At 54.6% G+C, this 19,017-nt stretch carries 12 protein-coding genes and 1 pseudogene; all 13 read left to right on the top strand.

Annotated elements, in window-relative coordinates:
• Window positions 1–419: 419 nt before the first annotated feature.
• The 13 genes and pseudogenes from LGM20_RS09710 (at window position 420) to tssJ (ending at window position 19,017) form a co-directional block, all read left to right on the top strand.
• Window positions 420–3,119: a type VI secretion system Vgr family protein gene (locus tag LGM20_RS09710; protein ID WP_044523899.1), complete on the top strand. Its 2,700-nt coding sequence runs from the start codon at window positions 420–422 to the stop codon at window positions 3,117–3,119.
• Window positions 3,116–4,987 carry a phospholipase D-like domain-containing protein gene (locus LGM20_RS09715; RefSeq protein WP_044523897.1) on the top strand — a complete coding sequence of 624 codons (1,872 nt, stop codon included), beginning with the start codon at window positions 3,116–3,118 and terminating at the stop codon, window positions 4,985–4,987. The genes LGM20_RS09710 and LGM20_RS09715 overlap by 4 nt, the downstream gene beginning before the upstream one ends.
• Window positions 4,987–6,258, top strand: a complete 1,272-nt coding sequence (locus tag LGM20_RS09720; RefSeq protein WP_044523896.1) for an SEL1-like repeat protein — start codon at window positions 4,987–4,989, stop codon at window positions 6,256–6,258. The genes LGM20_RS09715 and LGM20_RS09720 overlap by 1 nt, the downstream gene beginning before the upstream one ends.
• Window positions 6,259–6,295: 37 nt before the next feature.
• Entirely contained in the window at window positions 6,296–7,360 is a 1,065-nt protein-coding gene (locus LGM20_RS09725; protein ID WP_044523895.1) for an SEL1-like repeat protein, read from the top strand.
• A 213-nt stretch (window positions 7,361–7,573) separates the two neighbouring features.
• The gene (locus LGM20_RS09730; protein ID WP_044523894.1) at window positions 7,574–8,551 is read left to right on the top strand and encodes a hypothetical protein; all 978 of its coding nucleotides are present in this window, start codon (window positions 7,574–7,576) and stop codon (window positions 8,549–8,551) included.
• An 87-nt stretch (window positions 8,552–8,638) separates the two neighbouring features.
• Window positions 8,639–8,902, top strand: coding sequence for a PAAR domain-containing protein (locus LGM20_RS09735; protein ID WP_044523893.1), 264 nt, complete (start codon window positions 8,639–8,641; stop codon window positions 8,900–8,902).
• A 2-nt stretch (window positions 8,903–8,904) separates the two neighbouring features.
• Window positions 8,905–10,167, top strand: a complete 1,263-nt coding sequence (locus tag LGM20_RS09740) for a hypothetical protein (RefSeq protein ID WP_224222697.1) — start codon at window positions 8,905–8,907, stop codon at window positions 10,165–10,167.
• 105 nt (window positions 10,168–10,272) lie between these two features.
• Window positions 10,273–13,629, top strand: a complete 3,357-nt coding sequence (locus LGM20_RS09745) for an ImcF-related family protein (protein ID WP_044523891.1) — start codon at window positions 10,273–10,275, stop codon at window positions 13,627–13,629.
• Between the two features lie 534 nt (window positions 13,630–14,163).
• A complete protein-coding gene (locus LGM20_RS09750) occupies window positions 14,164–15,279 on the top strand; it encodes a T6SS immunity protein Tli4 family protein (protein ID WP_052542038.1) in 1,116 nt (371 codons plus the stop codon).
• 83 nt (window positions 15,280–15,362) lie between these two features.
• Window positions 15,363–15,557: pseudogene (locus LGM20_RS09755) on the top strand (type VI secretion IcmF C-terminal domain-containing protein); the annotation flags it as partial.
• Window positions 15,558–15,690: 133 nt separating this feature from the next.
• A complete protein-coding gene (gene tssF, locus LGM20_RS09760) occupies window positions 15,691–17,454 on the top strand; it encodes a type VI secretion system baseplate subunit TssF (protein ID WP_044523890.1) in 1,764 nt (587 codons plus the stop codon).
• A gap of 29 nt (window positions 17,455–17,483) precedes the next feature.
• Window positions 17,484–18,500 carry a type VI secretion system baseplate subunit TssG gene (gene tssG / locus LGM20_RS09765; RefSeq protein ID WP_162823519.1) on the top strand — a complete coding sequence of 339 codons (1,017 nt, stop codon included), beginning with the start codon at window positions 17,484–17,486 and terminating at the stop codon, window positions 18,498–18,500.
• Window positions 18,481–19,017 (top strand): type VI secretion system lipoprotein TssJ, encoded by a 537-nt coding sequence (gene tssJ, locus LGM20_RS09770; RefSeq protein ID WP_086075653.1) that lies wholly within the window; start codon window positions 18,481–18,483, stop codon window positions 19,015–19,017. Before tssG ends, tssJ begins: the two co-directional genes overlap by 20 nt.

Here is a 19,017-nt window from a genome sequence, read left to right on the forward strand (position 1 = left end):
CTGCCTGACCCTGTGCGCTACGGGTCCCTGATAAACAGGAAATAGCGATGGGCGGTAGCGTGCCTGCAGCCAGTCAATCTTGTCGGCAAGTGGGGCCTCTGCGGGGGTGAAGTGCGGGACAGTGGGATGGATAAAGGAGATCTGCATCGACAGCGCTAAGGACATTGCCAGAGAAATGCTGGCAGCGTTAAACGTTGAAGGCTCCGGTTTCTGTGTGCTTTTTTATTTCTCAGTAAGTGAAAATAAATATCCCTGGGGTTTCCTTTTAGTAATGAAACTCCTGGTGGGGTATCTGATATATCGATATGCACTTAAATATATTTATGAAGAATGAGATGATTATCATTAAACAAAATTAAACCGTATGGCCTGTTAATCGATGTTTGATGGTCATTACTGCGGAGTAAAACAGGAATATAATGGATACCTCTTCAATAATTACCGGCACCACCCTCAACCGTTACCAGCTGGATATTCCGTCATGTACTGCATCGCTGGATGTGGAAGAATTCAGCGGTGAAGAAAAACTCAGTGAAACGTATCTTTGGACAATTTATTTCACCAGCACGGATAAAAATATCGACGCCAGCCAGTTACTGAGCAAACCGGCGACGCTGACGATGGGCGGCGGCATATTACAGAGCCTGACCGAATGCAAACGGGTGCATGGCGTGGTCACGCATTTTGAGCGTATCAGTGGCTCTGCCGACCAGGCAGAGTACATGATAACCCTCGCACCCTTCCTCTCGCTGCTGGACAAACAGTTCCGCACCCATCGTTTCTTCGTCAATAAATCGGTGCCGGAAGTGGTGGAGCAGGTATTGCAGGAACATCACCTGCATGACTGGGAGTATGAGTTTAATCTCAAGCAACACTATCCGCGGCGCGAGCAAATTAATCAGTATCAGGAGAGTGACCTGGCGTTTATCCAGCGCCTGCTGGCAGAGGTGGGGATATTTTATTTCTTCACCCTGCAGGAAGAGGCCCAGAGCGAAGTGGTCAACTTCGCCGACGCGCAGCGGGCGCTGATGTTCGATAAAACACTTCCTGTAAACAGCCCGTCCGGGATGAGCGACAGCGGTACGGAATCGATATGGGGTCTGAGCATCACGCATAACGTCGTAGAGGCGAACGTCACTACCCGGGATTATAACCCCCGCGATGCGCAGAGCGTTCTCCAGTCGGCAACAGCGGATATGACCCGGGGAAATGGTGAAGGCATCACTTACGGAGAGGTATACCACTATAAGCTTCGCCACCGGGAGCGGGGCGATAAAATCGTCCCGCAGGCGGAGACCGCCAACTTCTATGCCCGTCTCGACCATGAGCGTTTTCTCGCTCGCCAGACGCTGATTACCGCGAGCAGTACGGCAGCCTGGCTGACGCCGGCCCAGGTGCTGACCGTTACCGACAGCCTCCCACCGACCCTGCCTGCGCCCGTGCAGGATCCGCTTTTAATCACCGGCACCGGTTTTACCGCCAGCCGCCGGGAGGCGCTGCGGGTGTCCCTGCTGGCGGTGCCCTACAGCGAAACATTGTGCTGGCGTCCGCCGCTGCTGCCGCGCCCGAAGGTGACTGGCACCATGACGGCGCGGGTGACCAGCGCGAAGGCGAATGATATCTACGCCTGGCAGGATGCGTCCGGCCTGTACCGGGTGAAATTTGACGCTGACAGAGAGGAGAAAGGGCAGGGTCAGGAAAGCATGCCGGTGCGTCTCGCCAAACCCTACGGCGGCGACGTGTACGGCTTTCACTTCCCGCTGGTCCAGGGCACGGAGGTGGCGATTGCTTTCCACGAAGGCGATCCTGACCGGCCGTACATTGCGCATGCGCTGCACTACTCGCGGCATGTCGACCCTGTGACGGAGAAAAACAGCACCCGCAATGTGATTCGTACTCCGGCCAATAATAAGCTGCGAATGGAGGACAAGCGCGGCGAGGAGCATATCAAGCTCAGCACCGATTACGGCGGCAAGACGCAGCTCAACCTGGGGCATAATGTGGATGCGCAGAGGGAGTTGCGGGGCGAGGGGTTTGAGCTCCGGACCGATAAATGGGGGGCGATACGGGCTGGGAAAGGGATCTTTATCACTGCAGATAAACAGTCAACCGCCAGCGGCAAGATACTTGCAATGCAGGGTACCCTGGACAGGCTTAAGCAGGCAGGTGATGAGATGGACTCGCTATCTCGTGATGCCCAGTCGGCTAATGCCGACCCTGCCCAGGTTGAACAACAATTAGCTTTTATGCGTGAGCAAATTGATCAGCTACGGGAGGCGGTTGCCGTGCTCAGCGCACCAAATGGTGTGGCTCTCGCCAGTGGCAAGCATCTGCAACTAACCGCACGTCGCAATCTGATGATCAATGCCGGGACGAATGCCGATATGGGCGTAATGAAACGGCTGTTTATTGGTGTGGGGGAAGGACTTAGCCTGTTTGTCCGAAAGCTGGGGATGAAATTAATCGCCAATCAGGGGCCCGTGGCGATTCAGGCGCAAAACCATCAGTTGCAGCTCCTGGCGCGCAAGGATCTTGAGATTGTCAGTACTGATAGCGAAATTCACATTGTGGCAAAGAAAAAAATCATCATTAACGCTGGAGGAAGCTATATCACGCTCGATCCCTATCGGATTGAGCTCGGTACTGGCGGTGATGTCGACGTCAAAGCCGCGGATTTTTCCTATAGCGGACCCGCCAGCATGAAGGCCGATCATCCAGATTATCCGCCGCTTCAGTCCACGGTAAGGCAATCGTTGAATCTGAACGTGGCGCAGTCGCCAAATGCGTCGGAAAGCAGCTGGGCCGGGATGCCATATACCCTGTATGCCGATGGCGCACTGTTGAAACAAGGGGTACTGGATGAAAGAGGTCAGATATCAGTCGATCACCAGGTCGTGACCAGAAGTTACAAGCTGGAGATGGCTAATGGCGTCAGCTATCAGATACCTGTTGCCGAAGCGTACAGTCGCCCTGAGCAGGGTGAACTCGCTAATCGCGGTTTTCACCACCATACCTCACAGGCCGATGCTGATATTAATCCCCCCGCCTCACACACAGAGCATCGTAGTCTGTATGCCGAACTGCTTGATGGCCCCGGTGATAAGGAAAAAAGCGAATGAGCCAGCCCGATATTGTTGTACCCGTTGCGACGGTTGACACCAGCCAGTGCATGATTACCGCGCCCTGGTTTGTTCAGGATACGGAATATCCGCCGGCGCTGGCGACCTACAAACCGCTGGTGAATGGTGAGGAGGCTTTTGCCGCTGTTTATCATGCCATCGCGAACGCACAAAAAACGGTGGATATCATCTGCTGGGGATTTCAGCCTTCGATGTATTTTATTCGTGATGGTAAGTCGCTGTGCATCGGTGAGTTGCTTTGTAAGATTGCGGAAGAAAAGAAAGTGCAGGTGCGTATTCTGGGCTGGGAAATGCCCTGTAATGCCGCCGGTGGGGGAGGAGAGGCCAACTTACCAGGTAAGGGAGCTATTCGCTATAAAGACCGGAAAGGCCAAAGTACTACGGATGAACGTTATGCCTATGACCGACAATGGTTCAGTCAGTATTCTCTGTCAGGGGAATGGTCCGATCATCAGTTAAAAAAGGGACAGGCCGGGATAGCGGAAATTGCTTCCGCACCCATAGCGCAACGACAAGAAAAATTAAGCTCCCTTTCTCCTTTGTTTGTCGGGCGCGGGTTTAATTTCCTGGAGAGAGCTGAAATTGCCTATCGCGCTGCGAATATGGCGCTTGATCCAGATATCAGCCCTGACACGTTGCTTACTCTTGCTGGTACCGTGACCCATCATCAAAAAACGGTGCTGGTTGATTATGAACTGCCGGAGTCTGCGGTTGGTTTTGTTATGGGTCACAATATGCTTGATGAGTACTGGGATACGGATCAACATTCTGCACTGTTTCGCCCGGGCAATAATATGGATCCCCGCTTCGGCGCTAACGGTAAGTTGCCGCGACAGGATATCTCCAGCCGGGTAACCGGCCCGATTCTGGAGCATCTGCATCATAATTTTGCCACGGCGTGGCGTAAAGAAACCGGCCAGGACCTGCTGACTCTCCGCAATGCTGCCGTTGTGGCTAAAAACCTGAAACCAAGATCTGTCCACGGTACCCCGCTGCTGGCACAGTTATTACGTACTCAGGCGCAGGCAGGGAAACATGATATTGAAACGCTCTATCTGAAAGCGGTGAATAATGCGACGCAGTTTATCTATATCGAAAATCAGTATTTTCGCTGGCCGCCGCTGGCAGAGTTAATTAATCAGGTTGCGGAAAGACAGAGTAAAGTGGGGCGCGAACTGCATCTGTTTGTTGTGACTAACGTCACCGATGAAGGCATTGGTGAGGGAACGGTGAATACCCAGCGTATGCTTGAGACGCTGGGCCAGGCAAACACCATCCCTGAAGTGACTAAACTGCGTAAGGTCGGACAACTCAGCAACGAAACGTTTGGTGGTTCTGTTGGCTATATCGACCCCGGAGAAATCAATAAACGTAACCGCGAGATGAGTGAGAAAATTGCGGACTTTAAAAAGAAGGCAGATGAAATTCAGAGCAGTGAAATACTGCCGGAGGAGCGCCCCGGACTGAAGGTTCATATCTGCTCGCTGGTGGCACCGGACTCACCGCCGGATGAGTGGATGCCGGTGTATATTCACTCCAAACTGATGATTGTGAATGATGTGTTTACCACGCACGGCTCAGCCAATATCAACACGCGGAGTATGCAGGTGGACAGTGAAATGAATATTGCCCATGAATGGGCCAGCGTGACGCGGGATTTACGGCGGCGGTTGTGGAATATGCATACAAACGGGAAAGGCGGGCAGGATAATGCGAAAGATGCGTTTTTCGCTTGGCAAGGGATCTTGGATAGGAATAAAACGCACCAAGGTACAGGAAAAGATAGTCCTGAAGCGTCGTTGATTAAATTCCTTTACAACAAAGCAACACTGAGCGATCTGGACTGATGAAACGACTCTTATTTTTATTCTGTTTAATGCTGGTCGCCTGTGACCAGAACAATACCCACAAGGATGCGCCCATGAACCCGCTGACCGATATTAACGCCCGTCTGGCGTTTACCTGTAAACACCAGATTATTCCTGAGGCATCTGCTGATACAGATGTGTTGTTTAAGTACGCCCGCTGGTTACAGAAAAACAACCTGATTAACCGGGATAAAACGGTGGATGTGGAAATTGCGCGTCTGTACCGCATCGCGGCGGAGAACGGGCACTATAAAGCCAGTATTAACCTGCAGAACGGGGCGCTGCGCGGGCGTTTTTCACTGAGCAGTCATGAACGCCTGCGCCTGAGCCAGCGGCTGATTGATGCGAAGGTTGCGGCCGGCTACTACTTTATCGCCATCTATCTGGAGTATGGTGCGGCAGGACTGGCGAAGGATCCAGAGATGGCGCTGCGCTACTACCGCAAGGCGGCGGATGAGGGGAATCCTCAGGCCCAGGCATATGTTGGTGATAAATTGTCTCCGGCCAAAATGGCACCACAGGTAGCTCTACAGATGCTGCGCTGTGCAGGTGAACAGGGGGAGGGGCGAGCGGCGAATGCACTAGCAAATTCGCTCGTAGTTGCCGGAAAATATCAACATGCTGCTGAGGCGTTCCAGTTGGGGGCTGCTGCGGGGGATGAAACATCAGCGGGTATGCTGGGTGAAGCATTTCTTGGGCCGGAACCGACCAATACATTGTATTACTTGGGTCAGCAGAAAGATCCTGAACGTGCTCGTAGATACAAGGTAATCTGGCGGATCTTGGCAAAATACTCTTGGGCCCATCCTGTCGTCCCGGAAATCAACGATATCGTGCCGCTGCCCCCGGCGCCGCTGCCGGAATGGGACGGTAAGCTGAAGTGGCTGGAGGAATGGGAGGCCAATATCCCGCCGCCAGTGCCTGATGCAGCGCTGATAGAGAAACTGGCGCAGGCGAAACAGCTGAACCCGGCGACGGGCAGGCCGCTGCCGACATCACCGGACTTTGAGAAGGACAGCGTGGCGCGGCTGCAGTGCCGCAGCGGCGAGCCCTGCCCGCAAAGCGGCTACTGGCAGCCGGCGTGGCGGCCCCGTGAAGGGATGAGTGAATATACCATCCGTTACTTCCGCGAGGGGGACATCATGCCGGTGGAAAAGGTGACCTTCGTTCGGCCACGTCCCTGGCCGCTGCGTGACAGGCTGGTCGTGGAAGCGCAGGAGACGGTGTGGCGCCGTGTCGGCGAGGCATAAGCTCTGCAGATGAAAAGGAAAAGGAGAGCGTCAGGGAATGAAAGGGATAACGACATGGATAGTGCTGGGCAGCCTGCTGCTGTCAGGCTGTGACCAGAAGAGCGCCCATAAGGAGGCATCATCAGAGCCGCTGAGCGATATAAGCGCCGCCCTGGCGTTTACCTGTAAACACCAGATTATTCCTGAGGCGTCTGCTGATACCGATGTCCTGTTTAAATACGCCCGCTGGCGGCAAAAAAATAATCTGATTAACCGGGATAAAACGGTGGATGCGGAGATTGCCCGTCTGTACCGGATAGCGGCGGAAAACGGTCATTATAAAGCCAGTATTAATCTGCAGAATGGCGCGCTGCGCGGGCGCTTTGCGCTGAGCAGCCATGAACGTCTGCGCCTGAGTCAGCAACTGATTGATGCGAAGGTTGCTGCCGGTTATTACTTTATTGCCATTTTCCTGGAGCACGGTGCGGCAGGGCTGGCGAAGGACCCGGAGATGGCGCTGCGTTACTATCGTAAGGCGGCAGATGAGGGGAATCCCCAGGCGCAGGCGTATGTGGGGGATAAACTCGCTCCGATTGATATTGCGCCGGATATATCCCGTCAGATGCGTCGCTGTGCTGCTGAACAGGGAGATAGAGAAGTATCCAGTGATCTGGGTGTTAACCTGAAAAATAATAAGCGATTTCAGCAGGCAACTGAGGCATTCCAGTTGGGTGTGGCAGCGGGAGATTCAACCTCAGCCGGTTTCCTGATGCACGGATTTTCCGGACCTGAATCAATGGACAGGTTGTTCTATCTGGCACTGGAGAAAGACCCGGAGCGTGCCCGTCGTTATGAGCAGATAGGCGCTGTGCTGGCGAAATACTCATGGGCTCAGCCTGTCGTCCCGGAAATCAACGATATCGTGCCGCTGCCGCCGGCGCCGCTGCCGGAGTGGGACGGCAAGCTGAAGTGGCTGGAGGAATGGGTGGCCAATATCCCGCCGCCAGTGCCTGATGCAGCGCTGATAGAGAAACTTGCGAAAGCGAAACAGCTGAACCCGGCAACGGGCAGACCGCTGCCGACGTCACCGGACTTTGAGAAGGACAGCGTGGCGGCTCCGTAAAGGGCTGAACGAACGTGCCATCCGTTTCTTCCGCGAGGGAGACATCATACCGTTGGATAAAAAAAATCTTGTCCGCCTGCGCTCCTGCTCGCTTCGCGATAAATAGCTGCGGGGAGAGAGCTAGTGTTCTGGCGACTGACGGGCGAGGCATAAATCTCCTCTTACGGCGAGTTATCGCTGGCATTAATACCTATAAATTTAAGGACAAATCATATGCGTAAATTTTTAATCGGCTTTTTTATTTTCTTCTCAGGAATAGCAGCGGGGCAGTCTAATTTAGAAGATTTTAATCATTCTCCGAAGTGGGTGGATTCGGCTGGGCAAATAAATCCTGATCCGGGTTTGATGAAGTATTTTCAGAATATGAAATTTGTCTGCCATGACGCGTCTGGATTTACACCTGAAGAAAATAAGAGTGCTGCAAAGGCGTTCAGTGAACTGGTTCAGTATACTTCTGAGGGAGATCAAATAAAGGGTTTCTGGAACAGTCCTGAACATAAGCAAAAACGTGAAGGACTGCTTGCAACAGCAATAAAAGCCGGAAGCTGGAAGGCCGCATATGTAAATAGTGTCTGGGCAATAAAATATCCGAGTGCGGAGACTCCGATAGAGGTTGCTTCCACCAAACTCCACGAACTCGTTTCTCGGGGCATCCCTATTGCTGCCTATAAATATGCGTCGTATTTGTTTGGTCGCGATTATGAAACAATGTACTACTTGTATGCTGAAGCCATCAAGCGTGGTAGTCCACAGGCTATGTCAGCAGTAGGGGGAACTATTGTTGTCAGGGTTCAGGAACTGCACCCATTAGGTAAGCAGTTACTGGAATGTGCGGTAGGGCAAGGTTATGCAGAGGCTTATGATCATCTTGGCTTGCTTGCCGATATGGAAGGCAGGAGAGTAGATGCCTATCGTTTGTGGGAAAAAGGCATTAACGAAGGATGTGAAGGCTGCATCAAAAAAATGAGTAATCTCGCTAAAGTTCGGCATGGTTATTCTGCGGATGTGCCGATGATGGAGTTGATGCCCGAACTCACAAGGATTAAAGAATTCAATGAAAATAATTTCTTCTATCAATTGACTGAATTGCCAGATTTCTATCGTCGTCTGCCGGATGAACTGATTTTCCATCTAAACGATTCCGAACTTTTAAGTCTGCTTAAGCTGGAAAAATTTTCTCGCGCGTTATAACTCTGATATTGAGAAAATGGCTGCGCAAAAAATTGCTAATTATCGCAGCTATTTATTTTCCTTAAATGCTACAAGGTAAATAAAGTCATGAAAGGAATTATTCGTACAGGCGATACGCATACCGGGGGCGGGAAAGTGCTCCGTGGTTCCAGTAATATGAAATTTTGTGGTATCGGCGTGGCGCGGCTGGGCGATCCCGTCAGTTGTCCGATCAAAGGCCATGGTCCGACGGTGATTGCCGAAGGGCACCCCACTTTTAGCGATCATGGTATACCGGTTGCGTTCCATGGCCACCGTTGTGCTTGTGGTTGCATATTGCTGTCGAGCCTGCCACAAGCCAAGGTGCGCTAACGATGCCTGTCGATTTAAAACGTATTCCCCCGCCTGCTCAACGGCCTCGAGCACCGGTGTGGTGGGTTTGGTTGCTGTTTTTGCTGTGTTGGCTGGCAGCAGGCACCTGCTGGGCCATTATGAGCAATACAGATAAACTCCAAATAAACACCGCGGATTTTTGGCAAACGGCGTTGATATTACCGGCATTACTCTGGCTTATTCTGCTGGCGTTGCGTATCGCCTGGTATAAAGGGTTACAGTCAATGGCTGATGGCTGGGATAACGATCGTGAACAGATTTTGAGTCGTGAAATCCAGAGAGGGCGGCGCCACCTGGCAATCCTGGGCGTGAGCTTACACACCGCATTACGTCTCCCGGATGATCGGGATGGTAAGGGGCAGCGAGAGGCATTACGAAACAATACTCCTGCTTTAAAAACGCAGCCTTCCTGGTGGAATGGCGAAGGTATACGACATAGTCGGCTGATACGTATCGGCGACGAAACGCCCGAACAGTTGGTTAGGCGCATCATGAGCAATACGTTGAATGAGCTGACTTCTGTACTGGCATCTGTTCCTGCAGAGATACCGCTGTCATTAATCATAGAGAGCGACAGCAGTCTGTCCGTCAGCGAGATACAGTCGATCTGGCGCCAGTGTTTGGCGAGCAGTCACATCCGGCAACCGGTGACGTATCTGGAAGGCAAAGGGCTGCAGATGATAGACCACTGGCTGGATCAGCCGATGACTGAGCCATCCCTGATGCTGATTGTGGCGCTACAGGTTGCTCCCAAACAGGTTGAGGGAACGGCAGAAACGGTGGTTAGCCTGTTGCTTGCCAGTCCTCAGGTCGCGGCGGATCTTATGCCACTGGCGCTTCTCCACCGACCAGAGCAGGTGAAGGGGATAAGCCACGAGGCGTTTCATTATGCCTTTGCGCGCGCGTTTGACTGGGCCGCGTTACCCGCGGAGGCCGTGCCTGCCGGTTGGTTGGTGGGTATCAAGATGAACTATCATCAGCCCATCGCAACGGGATTGATCGCGTTGTCGAGCCCGATCAATATCGGTCGTGATCTCTACAACCTGGACAGTAGCCTGGGTTATCCAGGCGTCGCAGCACCCTGGGTCGCGATCGCTGGAGCAATCGTACGGTGCGGTGACGATAAATCTCAACTCATTGTGAGTGGCGACGGTTTTGCCAACCAACCATTATGGGCCACGGTGATCACCCCCTTACCACTATCATCAGAGCTTCACCAGGCCAGGCCCGTTCGCGCTGCCTGAGAGGCGGCAAGCCTCGTGACTACACACTATCTCATCAGACGGTCATATCAGCCCCTGGTGGTGGGTCTGAATCTTTCTCGAATCTTCTTACTGCAGGAAATAAGGATGAATGCAACGGATAGCATATTGCGCTTAGGTAGCCGTTTTGGGGTACTGATGCTGATAGCTGGCGCAATGTTGTGGGGGATATATCACTATGGCGACAAGATTGGATTGAATACGCTGCAAGCGAAACTCTATTTCTGCCTGGGCTTAGGGATCCTTATTCTGCTTTTTCGTTATGGCGGCCGTATTGTGCAGTTCATACTCGGCCGCCATCTGAAGGGGCAGGGGGCGCCATTGACAAGTGGTCAGCATTTGAAGCCGGCTTCCCAGAGTCACCGCGCCGTTATTGAGATGAGGCAGACATTGCGTCGCCAGTATGGTCGCTTTGGGGCTGGCAAAATGACCATTCTGATGCTCACGGGAAGCGTGGCGGATGTTGAACGCCTTGCACCGGGCCTGAGTAGCCAGTACTGGCAGGAGAATGGAGACACATTATTGCTTTGGGGTGGGGAACCCCAGAGCGCGTCGGATAATGACTGGCTTTTTGCTTTGCGTAAACGCTTTCGCCCCCCTGTGAATGGGCTGGTGTGGGTCACTTCTGCGTTTGATCATCTGCCCGCAGCCAATCAGCACGCATCCCCCGCTTTGTTGTCCATGGAGGATATAGATAACATTGCCCATGATCTGGCTGAACGTTTCTCACTGCTAGGGTGGGCTGTACCACTGTATGTCTGGTCGCTGCATCCCCAGGCGGATGATCAGGCCGGGCGCATCGTGCAATCTGTCGGCAGTCTCTTCCCGCCAGACTGTCAGTCGTCGCAGATGCGCCAGTTACTGTCGGCGTTGCCTTCAAGACTGTTAGAGACTGGAGTACAACAGGTCACGGGTAACCCGCAGCATCATTTTCTTCTGGGCCTGGCGGACCAACTCACGCGGCAGCCGGAGCGGATTAGTGTTCCCCTGTCGACGTTTCTGGAACCTCATCGTGCGTTACCGTTAGCCGGCGTTGTGTTCAGCCCGTCATCGCCGCAGGCGTCGCACAGCCTGAAGCATCATTGGCGCCACGATAAACGCTGGGACGTGCTACTGGAATCTCTCAGGGCATCCGGCTTAAAAGCACGAAAGACCGGCTTTCCCTGGCGAAGAGCTGTCTCTGCCTCCGCCGTCGCCCTGATCTTACTCTGGGCCGCCACTCTGCTGGTCTCTTTTATCGCCAACCGCGAGCTGGTGGCGATCGCACAGGAGCAGGTGCGGCAGGCCTCAGCGGAGAAACAGCCGCTGACGGTCCGTCTGCATGCCCTGTCTGAACTGCAGAAAACCCTTGCCCGGCTGGAATACCGGTCACAGCACGGAGCACCCTGGTACCTCCGCGCTGGCCTCAGCCAGAATGATGACCTGCTGGCGGCGCTTCTGCCGCGCTATGGCGAAAGCGCCTTACCGCTGCTGCGTGATGCGACGGCGCGCCATCTGGAAGGGCAACTGAACGCCTTTGTGCAGCTTCCGCCGGACAGTCCGCTTCGCGAGAAGAGGGCAAAAACGGCTTACGACCAGTTAAAACTGTACCTGATGCTCTCGCGCCCTGAGAGGATGGACGCGTCCTGGTTTGCCACCACGCTGATGCAGGACTGGTCGCAGCGCTCAGGCATCGCCGACGCCGTCTGGCAGGGCAGCGGCCCTTCGCTACTGGCATTTTACGCTGCCAGCCTGGCGTCGCATCCGCAGTGGCGTCTGCCTGTCGATGACGGTCTGGTCAGCCAGGCGCGCACACGGTTAATTCGCCAACTTGGCCAGCGCAACAGTGAGTCCACGCTTTATCAGAAGATGCTCGCGCAGGTGGCGAACCAGTATGCGGACTTGCACCTGGCGGACATGACCGGCGACACCGACGCGTCGCGCCTGTTCACCACCGATGAGGTGGTGCCGGGGATGTTCAGCCGGAAAGCTTGGGAAGAGACGGTGCAGCCGGCCATTGAGAAAGTGGTCGCGGAACGCCGCGATGACATGGACTGGGTGCTGAGCGACGCGAAGCAGCCTGCCGCGCAGTCGACGTCGCCGGAAACTCTGCGAGCCCGGCTGGCGGAGCGTTATTTCGCTGATTTTAGCGGCGCCTGGCTGGATTTTCTCAACAGTTTGCGCTGGCAGCGCGCGGCGACCCTCTCCGATGCCATCGACCAGCTGACCCTGATGGCCGATGTGCGCCAGTCGCCGCTGGTGGCGCTGATGAACACCCTGAGCGTGCAGGGGCGAACCGGCCAGACCGGGGAAGCCATCGCCGATTCGCTGGTCAAATCGACCAGGCAGCTATTCAACCGTGACAACCCACCCGCCATCGATCAGCAGTCCGGCGCGCGCGGTCCTCTGGATGCAACCTTCGGGCCCGTACTGGCGCTGCTGGACAATCGCGACGGCGGGACGCCCACCAGCCGTCTTAGCCTGCAGACCTTCCTGACCCGCGTCACCCAGGTGCGTCTGCGCCTGCAGCAGGTCACCAACGCCACCGACCCGCAGGCGATGACGCGCCTGCTTGCGCAGACGGTGTTCCAGGGCAAGGCTGTGGATCTAACCGAAACGCGCGACTACGGCAGCCTGGTGGCGGCGGGACTGGGCCAGCAGTGGAGTGGTTTTGGGCAGACGCTGTTTGTTCGCCCGATGGAGCAGGCCTGGCAGCAGGTGCTGACCCCGGCGGCGGAAAGTCTCAACGCCCAGTGGCGCAGCGCGGTGGTGGAGGACTGGAATAGCGCTTTTGGCGGTCGCTACCCCTTTAAAAATACCAGCAGTGAAGTCTCTCTCCCGCTGCTGGCAAAATATCTCAATAGCGAGACCGGACGCATCGCCCGCTTTCTGCAGACCCGGCTGAACGGCGTACTGCATAAAGAGGGGAGCCGCTGGATGGCGGACAGTATCAATGCCCAGGGGCTGACGTTTAACCCGGCCTTTCTGCAGGCGATGAATACCCTGAGCCATCTCTCCGACGTCGCGTTCGCCAATGGCGAAGCGGGATTGCATTTTTCGCTACGTCCGGGCACGGCGGATGGCGTGATGCAGACGGAGCTGGTCATCGACAGCCAGAAACTTGTCTACATGAACCAGATGCCGGCCTGGCGGCGGTTCAGCTGGCCCGCCGATACCGAAGCGCCGGGCGCCAGTCTGAGCTGGATCAGCACCCGGGCGGGCACCCGCCAGTATGCAGATCTTCAGGGGGCCTGGGGCTGGATCCGCCTGCTGGATAAGGCGGTGGTCAGCGCTTACCCCGGAACGAGCAGCAGCTGGAGCCTGAGCTGGAAAGCGCCGGATGGTTTGTCGCTGAACTACACCCTGCGTACCGAGTCGGGGGAAGGACCGCTGGCGCTGCTGGCCCTGCGAAACTTTACGCTACCTGAGACGATATTCAGCGTCAGCAGGGGGCTGAGTTTGTAAAGGTCTGCACTGCCATTATAGCTAAAGATAAGGAGTTTCATGATAAAATAGCTGATAAGTATCATCATAATACTTATTCTTTTTATGGGAAAGTAGATGATGTTGTTATTCCTCCGATATATCTGATACAAGAAACCGCTCGCTGGAAAGGAAGTATTGCCATTGGTGATGCCGCTGTTTTAAAGAAAAAATATATTCTCAATGACGGACGCCTGGATTACCGGGAGATAAAGGAGAAAAGGACAGTAGCAGATACCCTTTCCGAAAAAGAGCAGAACTGGAAGGTTTCTTCTCATGGCTCTGGGTATATGAAAAGTTATAATTCAGAATATATCTATATAGGTCAATGTTTTACCCTGCAGGATTCCAGTGAAAATGGCGATGGTACTGTGCCGTTACGGGCCGGAAAAATCCCCGATCGCTTTGTAAAGGAAAGGTTGAGTGTCAATGTATCTCATTAAGCAGCCTACCGTAATGAAACCAGTCTGGCTTTTACATTGCGCTCAATTATTAAAATAGCTCAGCAGATCAACGATGATGAAGAAATGGCATATACGGAATAATCTGACCCGCCAGCCGGGCGTGGTGATATCATTACTGATTACTTTACTGGTCGTGACCGGTTTTTTTATATATCACAATAATATTTACTCTTATTCACTTACCGATAAGGAACAGCAGAGGGTCAGTACACTTTTACAACAGCCAGAAACCCGATATTTTGGTTACTATTCTGTTGCTTTGCCCGCAGAGTTTATCCCAGCACCAGAGATGTTTATGGTCATACAGGGTTCAGATATGACTAAAATTGAGAGTAAACAGCAATATTATCCACCTTTTGAGCAATTTCTTGATAGATATAAAGAAGAACTTAAAAATACACGACCAGATAGTTCTGATGATGCGCCTTATTTGAAAAAAACCGAAATATTACCATCAGGAATGAGTGGGGTATTATTTGAGAGGATGGAGGCACAATATTACGCTGATGTCTCAAGGGTTCTTGAGGCTTATAAATGGGATAATGGAATTACATTTAAAATAATGATGAAGGCCAGAGATGGCAGATCTTCAAAATACGATCGAGACAGGGAAATTTTTAAAAGTAGCTATCGTTATGATATTCCAGAAAAAAAATCTATTTTACTCAGTGTATTATCAGGTCTGCACCCCCGGAAAGATAACCAGCGCCCGCAGGGGAACAATCTGGCTATAAAATATGGCCAAGTGAAAGAGTCACTGCTTGGGGAATATGAAATGACGGTGAAGTATCTGAATAAATATGGGATTGAAATTAATTTCAGCATGGGTAACGGCCCTTACAGGGAAACTCCTTTACTAAAAAAAGATCATCGGGTAATGGAAGGGTCCTACGGTACCACGCTGTATAAAGGTAGCAGGAAAGTGAATGGTTTTGATGCCGTTGAATGGCTGGTCAGAGAGAATCGGATCTCGGAAGGTATCCCCATGACCAGTTATACCTTTACGCTGATAATTAACGAGGACAGGGTTGGGGGAGTGACACCGCTGGAAGTGAATATGATATACACCTCACAGGAAAAAAGCTCGGATGAGCTATTAAGTGAGTCTGAACTGGTTGCAGCCTGGCAGCATATAACAGAAACACTGGAGTACCATAAATCCTGGTGATCATTTTTTTAAATGGATCTGTAATTTACTCAGGCGATGGTAATTCCACTGGTTTATTCACACTATTCTTAATATTGTTTCGCAGCAGATGGAGCCTGAGCTGGAAAGCGCCGGATGGTTTGTCGCTGAACTACACCCTGCGCACCGAGTCGGGGGAAGGACCGCTGGCGCTGCTGGCCCTGCGAAACTTTACGCTACCGGAGACGATATTCAGCGTGCGCGCGCCTGCTGAGCGTGTTCCGCTGACCGACGATATACCCGGCGAAGAGGGATCCTGAAACCGCCTCCCTCACTGATTGGCGTTGACCTGCGACGCCGGGCCGCCTCTGCTCATGGCCCCCGGCGGTAAACGAATCTGCCCGCGCAGCCATGCTGCGTGTCTCCCTGAAGACGAATAATGGAATAGTCATAATGGACGATTTAACCCTGCGATATTTTGACGCTGAAATGCGCTACCTGCGTGAGGCGGCAAAAGCGTTCGCGCAGGCTCACCCCGACCGGGCGGCGATGCTGGATCTCGATAAAGCCGGCCCGCCGGACCCTTACGTTGAGCGCCTGTTTGAAGGCTTTGCCTTTTCCGTAGGTCGCTTGCGCGAAAAAATTGATGATGATCTGCCGGAGCTGACCGAGGGGCTGGTCAGCATGCTGTGGCCGCACTACCTGCGCACCATTCCATCGCTATCGATCGTGGCGCTGACCCCAACGCTGCCGGCGATGAAGATGGTGGAAACGGTGCCCGCCGGGTTTGAGATAAGCTCCCGCCCACTGGGGCCGAAAAATACCGTGTGCCGGTACCGAACCACCCGCGATCTGACGCTTAATCCGCTGGCGATAGAGGAGGCGGTGATGACGGCGGAGCCGGACGGACGTTCGGTCCTGCGGCTACGCTTCACCTGTAGCGAGCTGGCAGACTGGTCGCAGACCGATCTCCGCCGCCTGCCGCTGTACCTGGGGGAAGACGCCGTTACCGGCAGCGCTCTTCATCTGTGGCTGACCCGACGCCAGGCCGCGATGTACCTGCGTCTGCCAGGGCAGGCGGAGCGGGTAAGTCTGGACGGCTATTTTTCGCCGGGGGGATTTAGCGAGGAGGATCGTTTATGGCCGAAGGGGGAGAGCGCTTTCAGCGGCTATCAGCTGTTGCTCGAGTACTTCACCTTTCGCGAAAAATTTATGTTCGTGCAGCTAAATGGTCTGGAAAACATGACGCTACCGGCGGGGATAGCGCATTTCACGCTTGAGGTGGTGTTCAGCGAGGTCTGGCAAAGCGATTTGCCCGTCAGCGCAAGCAGCCTGCGCCTGCACTGTGTGCCGGTGATTAACCTGTTTACCCTTGAGGCTGACCCGTTAACCATCAGCGGGCTGGAGAGCGAATACCTCCTGCGTCCGAAGCGCCTGCAGGACGGGCATACCGAAATCTATTCTGTTGACAGCGTGACCGGCTCCGGGCGCACCGGGGAGGCACGCTATGTGCCTTTCACCCGCTTTCGTCACCAGGGCGGGATGATGCGTCGCCATGCGCCGGAACGCTACTACCACACCCGCGTCAAGCGGGGCGTCACCGGCATGCACGATACCTGGCTTATCCTCGGCGGGCAACAATGGGAGGCCGACCGGGCGCTGGAGCGGGAAACGGTCTCCTTGCGCATCACCGGCACTAACGGCCAGCTGCCGCGCCGGGCGCTACAGAGCACGCTGCTGGATCGCTGTGAGTCGATATCAGCCACGCCGCTTACCGTCCGTAATCTCTGTAAACCCACGCTGCCGGCATATCCCCCGGCGGAAGACCGCTACCACTGGCGGGTCATGAGCCATCTGGGCACCCGTTTTCTCAACATGATGAGCAGCGCCGAGGTGCTGCGCGGCACGCTGTCGCTCTACAACTGGCGGGAAGATGAGCTCAATAACCGCCGTCTGGACGCCATTCTGGCGGTCAGCCATCACCGAATTCAGCGTTTCGAACAGGGATTCCTGCTGCGCGGGCTGGATATCGAAGTGACGCTCGACGGCAGTGGATTTACCGGCATGGGGGATGTCCATTTGTTTGGCGACATGCTCAACCGCTTTTTCGCGCTGTATGCCGATATGAATCAGTTCAACCAGCTAACGCTCATTGTTCAACCTGAAGGAAAATGTATCCGGTGGAAAGAGAATCACAGTCTGCGCCTGCCCGGCTGATGGCGCAGCTCCGGCCTCAGTTGCCGTACATGAATTTTTACCGCTTCTGCCAGTTGCTGGAGGAGAACTATCCGAAGGCGCCGATCATCGGCAGCGGCTGGCTGGTGGGTGATGAACCCATACGCTTTCGCCCGCATCCGGGGATGGGCTTCCCGGCCGGCGAAATCCGTGGAATGGACGATCCTGACCCGCCCCGGCCGCCGGCGGTTCGCGTTGCTTTTATGGGTCTCTACGGCGTGGAATCCCCGCTACCGACACACTATAGCGATGACATTGCGCAACGGCGGGAAGGCGTCGAGGCGACCGAGGATTTTCTCGATATCTTTAACCATCGGCTGATCGCCCAGTATTACCGTATCTGGCGCAAATATTCCTACCCGGCAACCTTTCGGGCGGGTGGCACGGACAACACCTCGCAGTATCTGCTGGGCCTGGCGGGGCTGGGTATACCGGGATGTGCCGCCGTTGCCGCAGCGCCGCTGTCGCGATTTCTGGCGTTGCTGCCGGTAATGATGCTGCCGGGGAGATCCGGGGAAGGCATGGAGGCGCTGGTGGCGCTCCTGGCCCCGGGGACCCGGGCGACGGTGTACCACCACGATCCCTGCCGGATCCCCTTGTCGCAGCCGTTAACGATGAGCATCCGCCAGCCGGTTAGCCTGCAACACAGGCCAGTGATGGGAACTCACGCTACGGATGTGAACGGTCAGGTGTTGCTGCAGCTGGCGACGGAAAAGCCTGATGAGGTCCGCGGCTGGCTGCCCGGCGGCGAACTGTTCAGCGACCTGATGGCGCTCCTGCACGTCTGGCTCGGATCTCATCTCGACGTGCGGCTGCAGCTTTGCGTCGCCCGCCATTTACTGCCGGATGCGCAACTTTGCTGCCAGCAGGCGCATGCCGTCCAGCTCGGGAGAACGGCTGTGCTGCAACCGCTGGATGCGCAGAAGCAGGCTGACGACAGGATCACGATTTATCTGGGGCGCTATCAGCGCGTCCGGGAAAACCTCCACCGCAGGGAGAGCGATGAAGATGGCGATTACCGTAGTTAAACCCTCTGCCACGTTACTGGCATTCTTCATGGTCACCCTCTTAACCGGCTGCGGCCTGACGCAGACCGTAAAAGACGGCGCCGTTTCCGTGACCCAGTCCATTTTTTACCCCCAGGTGAAAACGCTTCATCTGGATCTTCGCGCCCGGGAAGGCGTGAATAACAACGCCAAAGGCGCCTCCCTGGCGACGGTGGTGCGTATTTACCAGCTGAAGGACCGGCAGGCATTTGACAATACTGACTACCCGTCGCTGTTTGCCGGCGATGGCCAGGCGCTGCAGGCGGACCGGGTGGCGGAAAAAGATATTCGCCTGCGTCCGGGCGAATCGGTGACCGTTGATATGCCCATGGAAACCAGCGCGCAGTTTGTCGCTGTGGCGGCCATGTTTATCGATCCAGACCTGACGCTAAATAGCTGGCGGCTGGTACTCACCCGGGACGATCTCGACCCGGCGAGACCGCGCATTATCGAAGCCAGCCAAAATCAACTGACGCTGCACCCGCTTAAGGAGAAGTGA

It is taken from the genome of Klebsiella quasipneumoniae subsp. quasipneumoniae, from assembly GCF_020525925.1.
GTDB classification, from domain to species: Bacteria; Pseudomonadota; Gammaproteobacteria; order Enterobacterales; family Enterobacteriaceae; genus Klebsiella; species Klebsiella quasipneumoniae.

Bases quoted from the DNA above. Each gene is read 5' to 3' on its own strand.
- LGM20_RS09710 (WP_044523899.1), top strand. From the start codon at position 420: ATGGATACCTCTTCAATAATTACCGGCACCACCCTCAACCGTTACCAG.
- LGM20_RS09715 (WP_044523897.1), top strand. From the start codon at position 3,116: ATGAGCCAGCCCGATATTGTTGTACCCGTTGCGACGGTTGACACCAGC.
- LGM20_RS09720 (WP_044523896.1), top strand. From the start codon at position 4,987: ATGAAACGACTCTTATTTTTATTCTGTTTAATGCTGGTCGCCTGTGAC.
- LGM20_RS09725 (WP_044523895.1), top strand. From the start codon at position 6,296: ATGAAAGGGATAACGACATGGATAGTGCTGGGCAGCCTGCTGCTGTCA.
- LGM20_RS09730 (WP_044523894.1), top strand. From the start codon at position 7,574: ATGCGTAAATTTTTAATCGGCTTTTTTATTTTCTTCTCAGGAATAGCA.
- LGM20_RS09735 (WP_044523893.1), top strand. From the start codon at position 8,639: ATGAAAGGAATTATTCGTACAGGCGATACGCATACCGGGGGCGGGAAA.
- LGM20_RS09740 (WP_224222697.1), top strand. From the start codon at position 8,905: ATGCCTGTCGATTTAAAACGTATTCCCCCGCCTGCTCAACGGCCTCGA.
- LGM20_RS09745 (WP_044523891.1), top strand. From the start codon at position 10,273: ATGAATGCAACGGATAGCATATTGCGCTTAGGTAGCCGTTTTGGGGTA.
- LGM20_RS09750 (WP_052542038.1), top strand. From the start codon at position 14,164: ATGATGAAGAAATGGCATATACGGAATAATCTGACCCGCCAGCCGGGC.
- tssF (WP_044523890.1), top strand. From the start codon at position 15,691: ATGGACGATTTAACCCTGCGATATTTTGACGCTGAAATGCGCTACCTG.
- tssG (WP_162823519.1), top strand. From the start codon at position 17,484: ATGAATTTTTACCGCTTCTGCCAGTTGCTGGAGGAGAACTATCCGAAG.
- tssJ (WP_086075653.1), top strand. From the start codon at position 18,481: ATGGCGATTACCGTAGTTAAACCCTCTGCCACGTTACTGGCATTCTTC.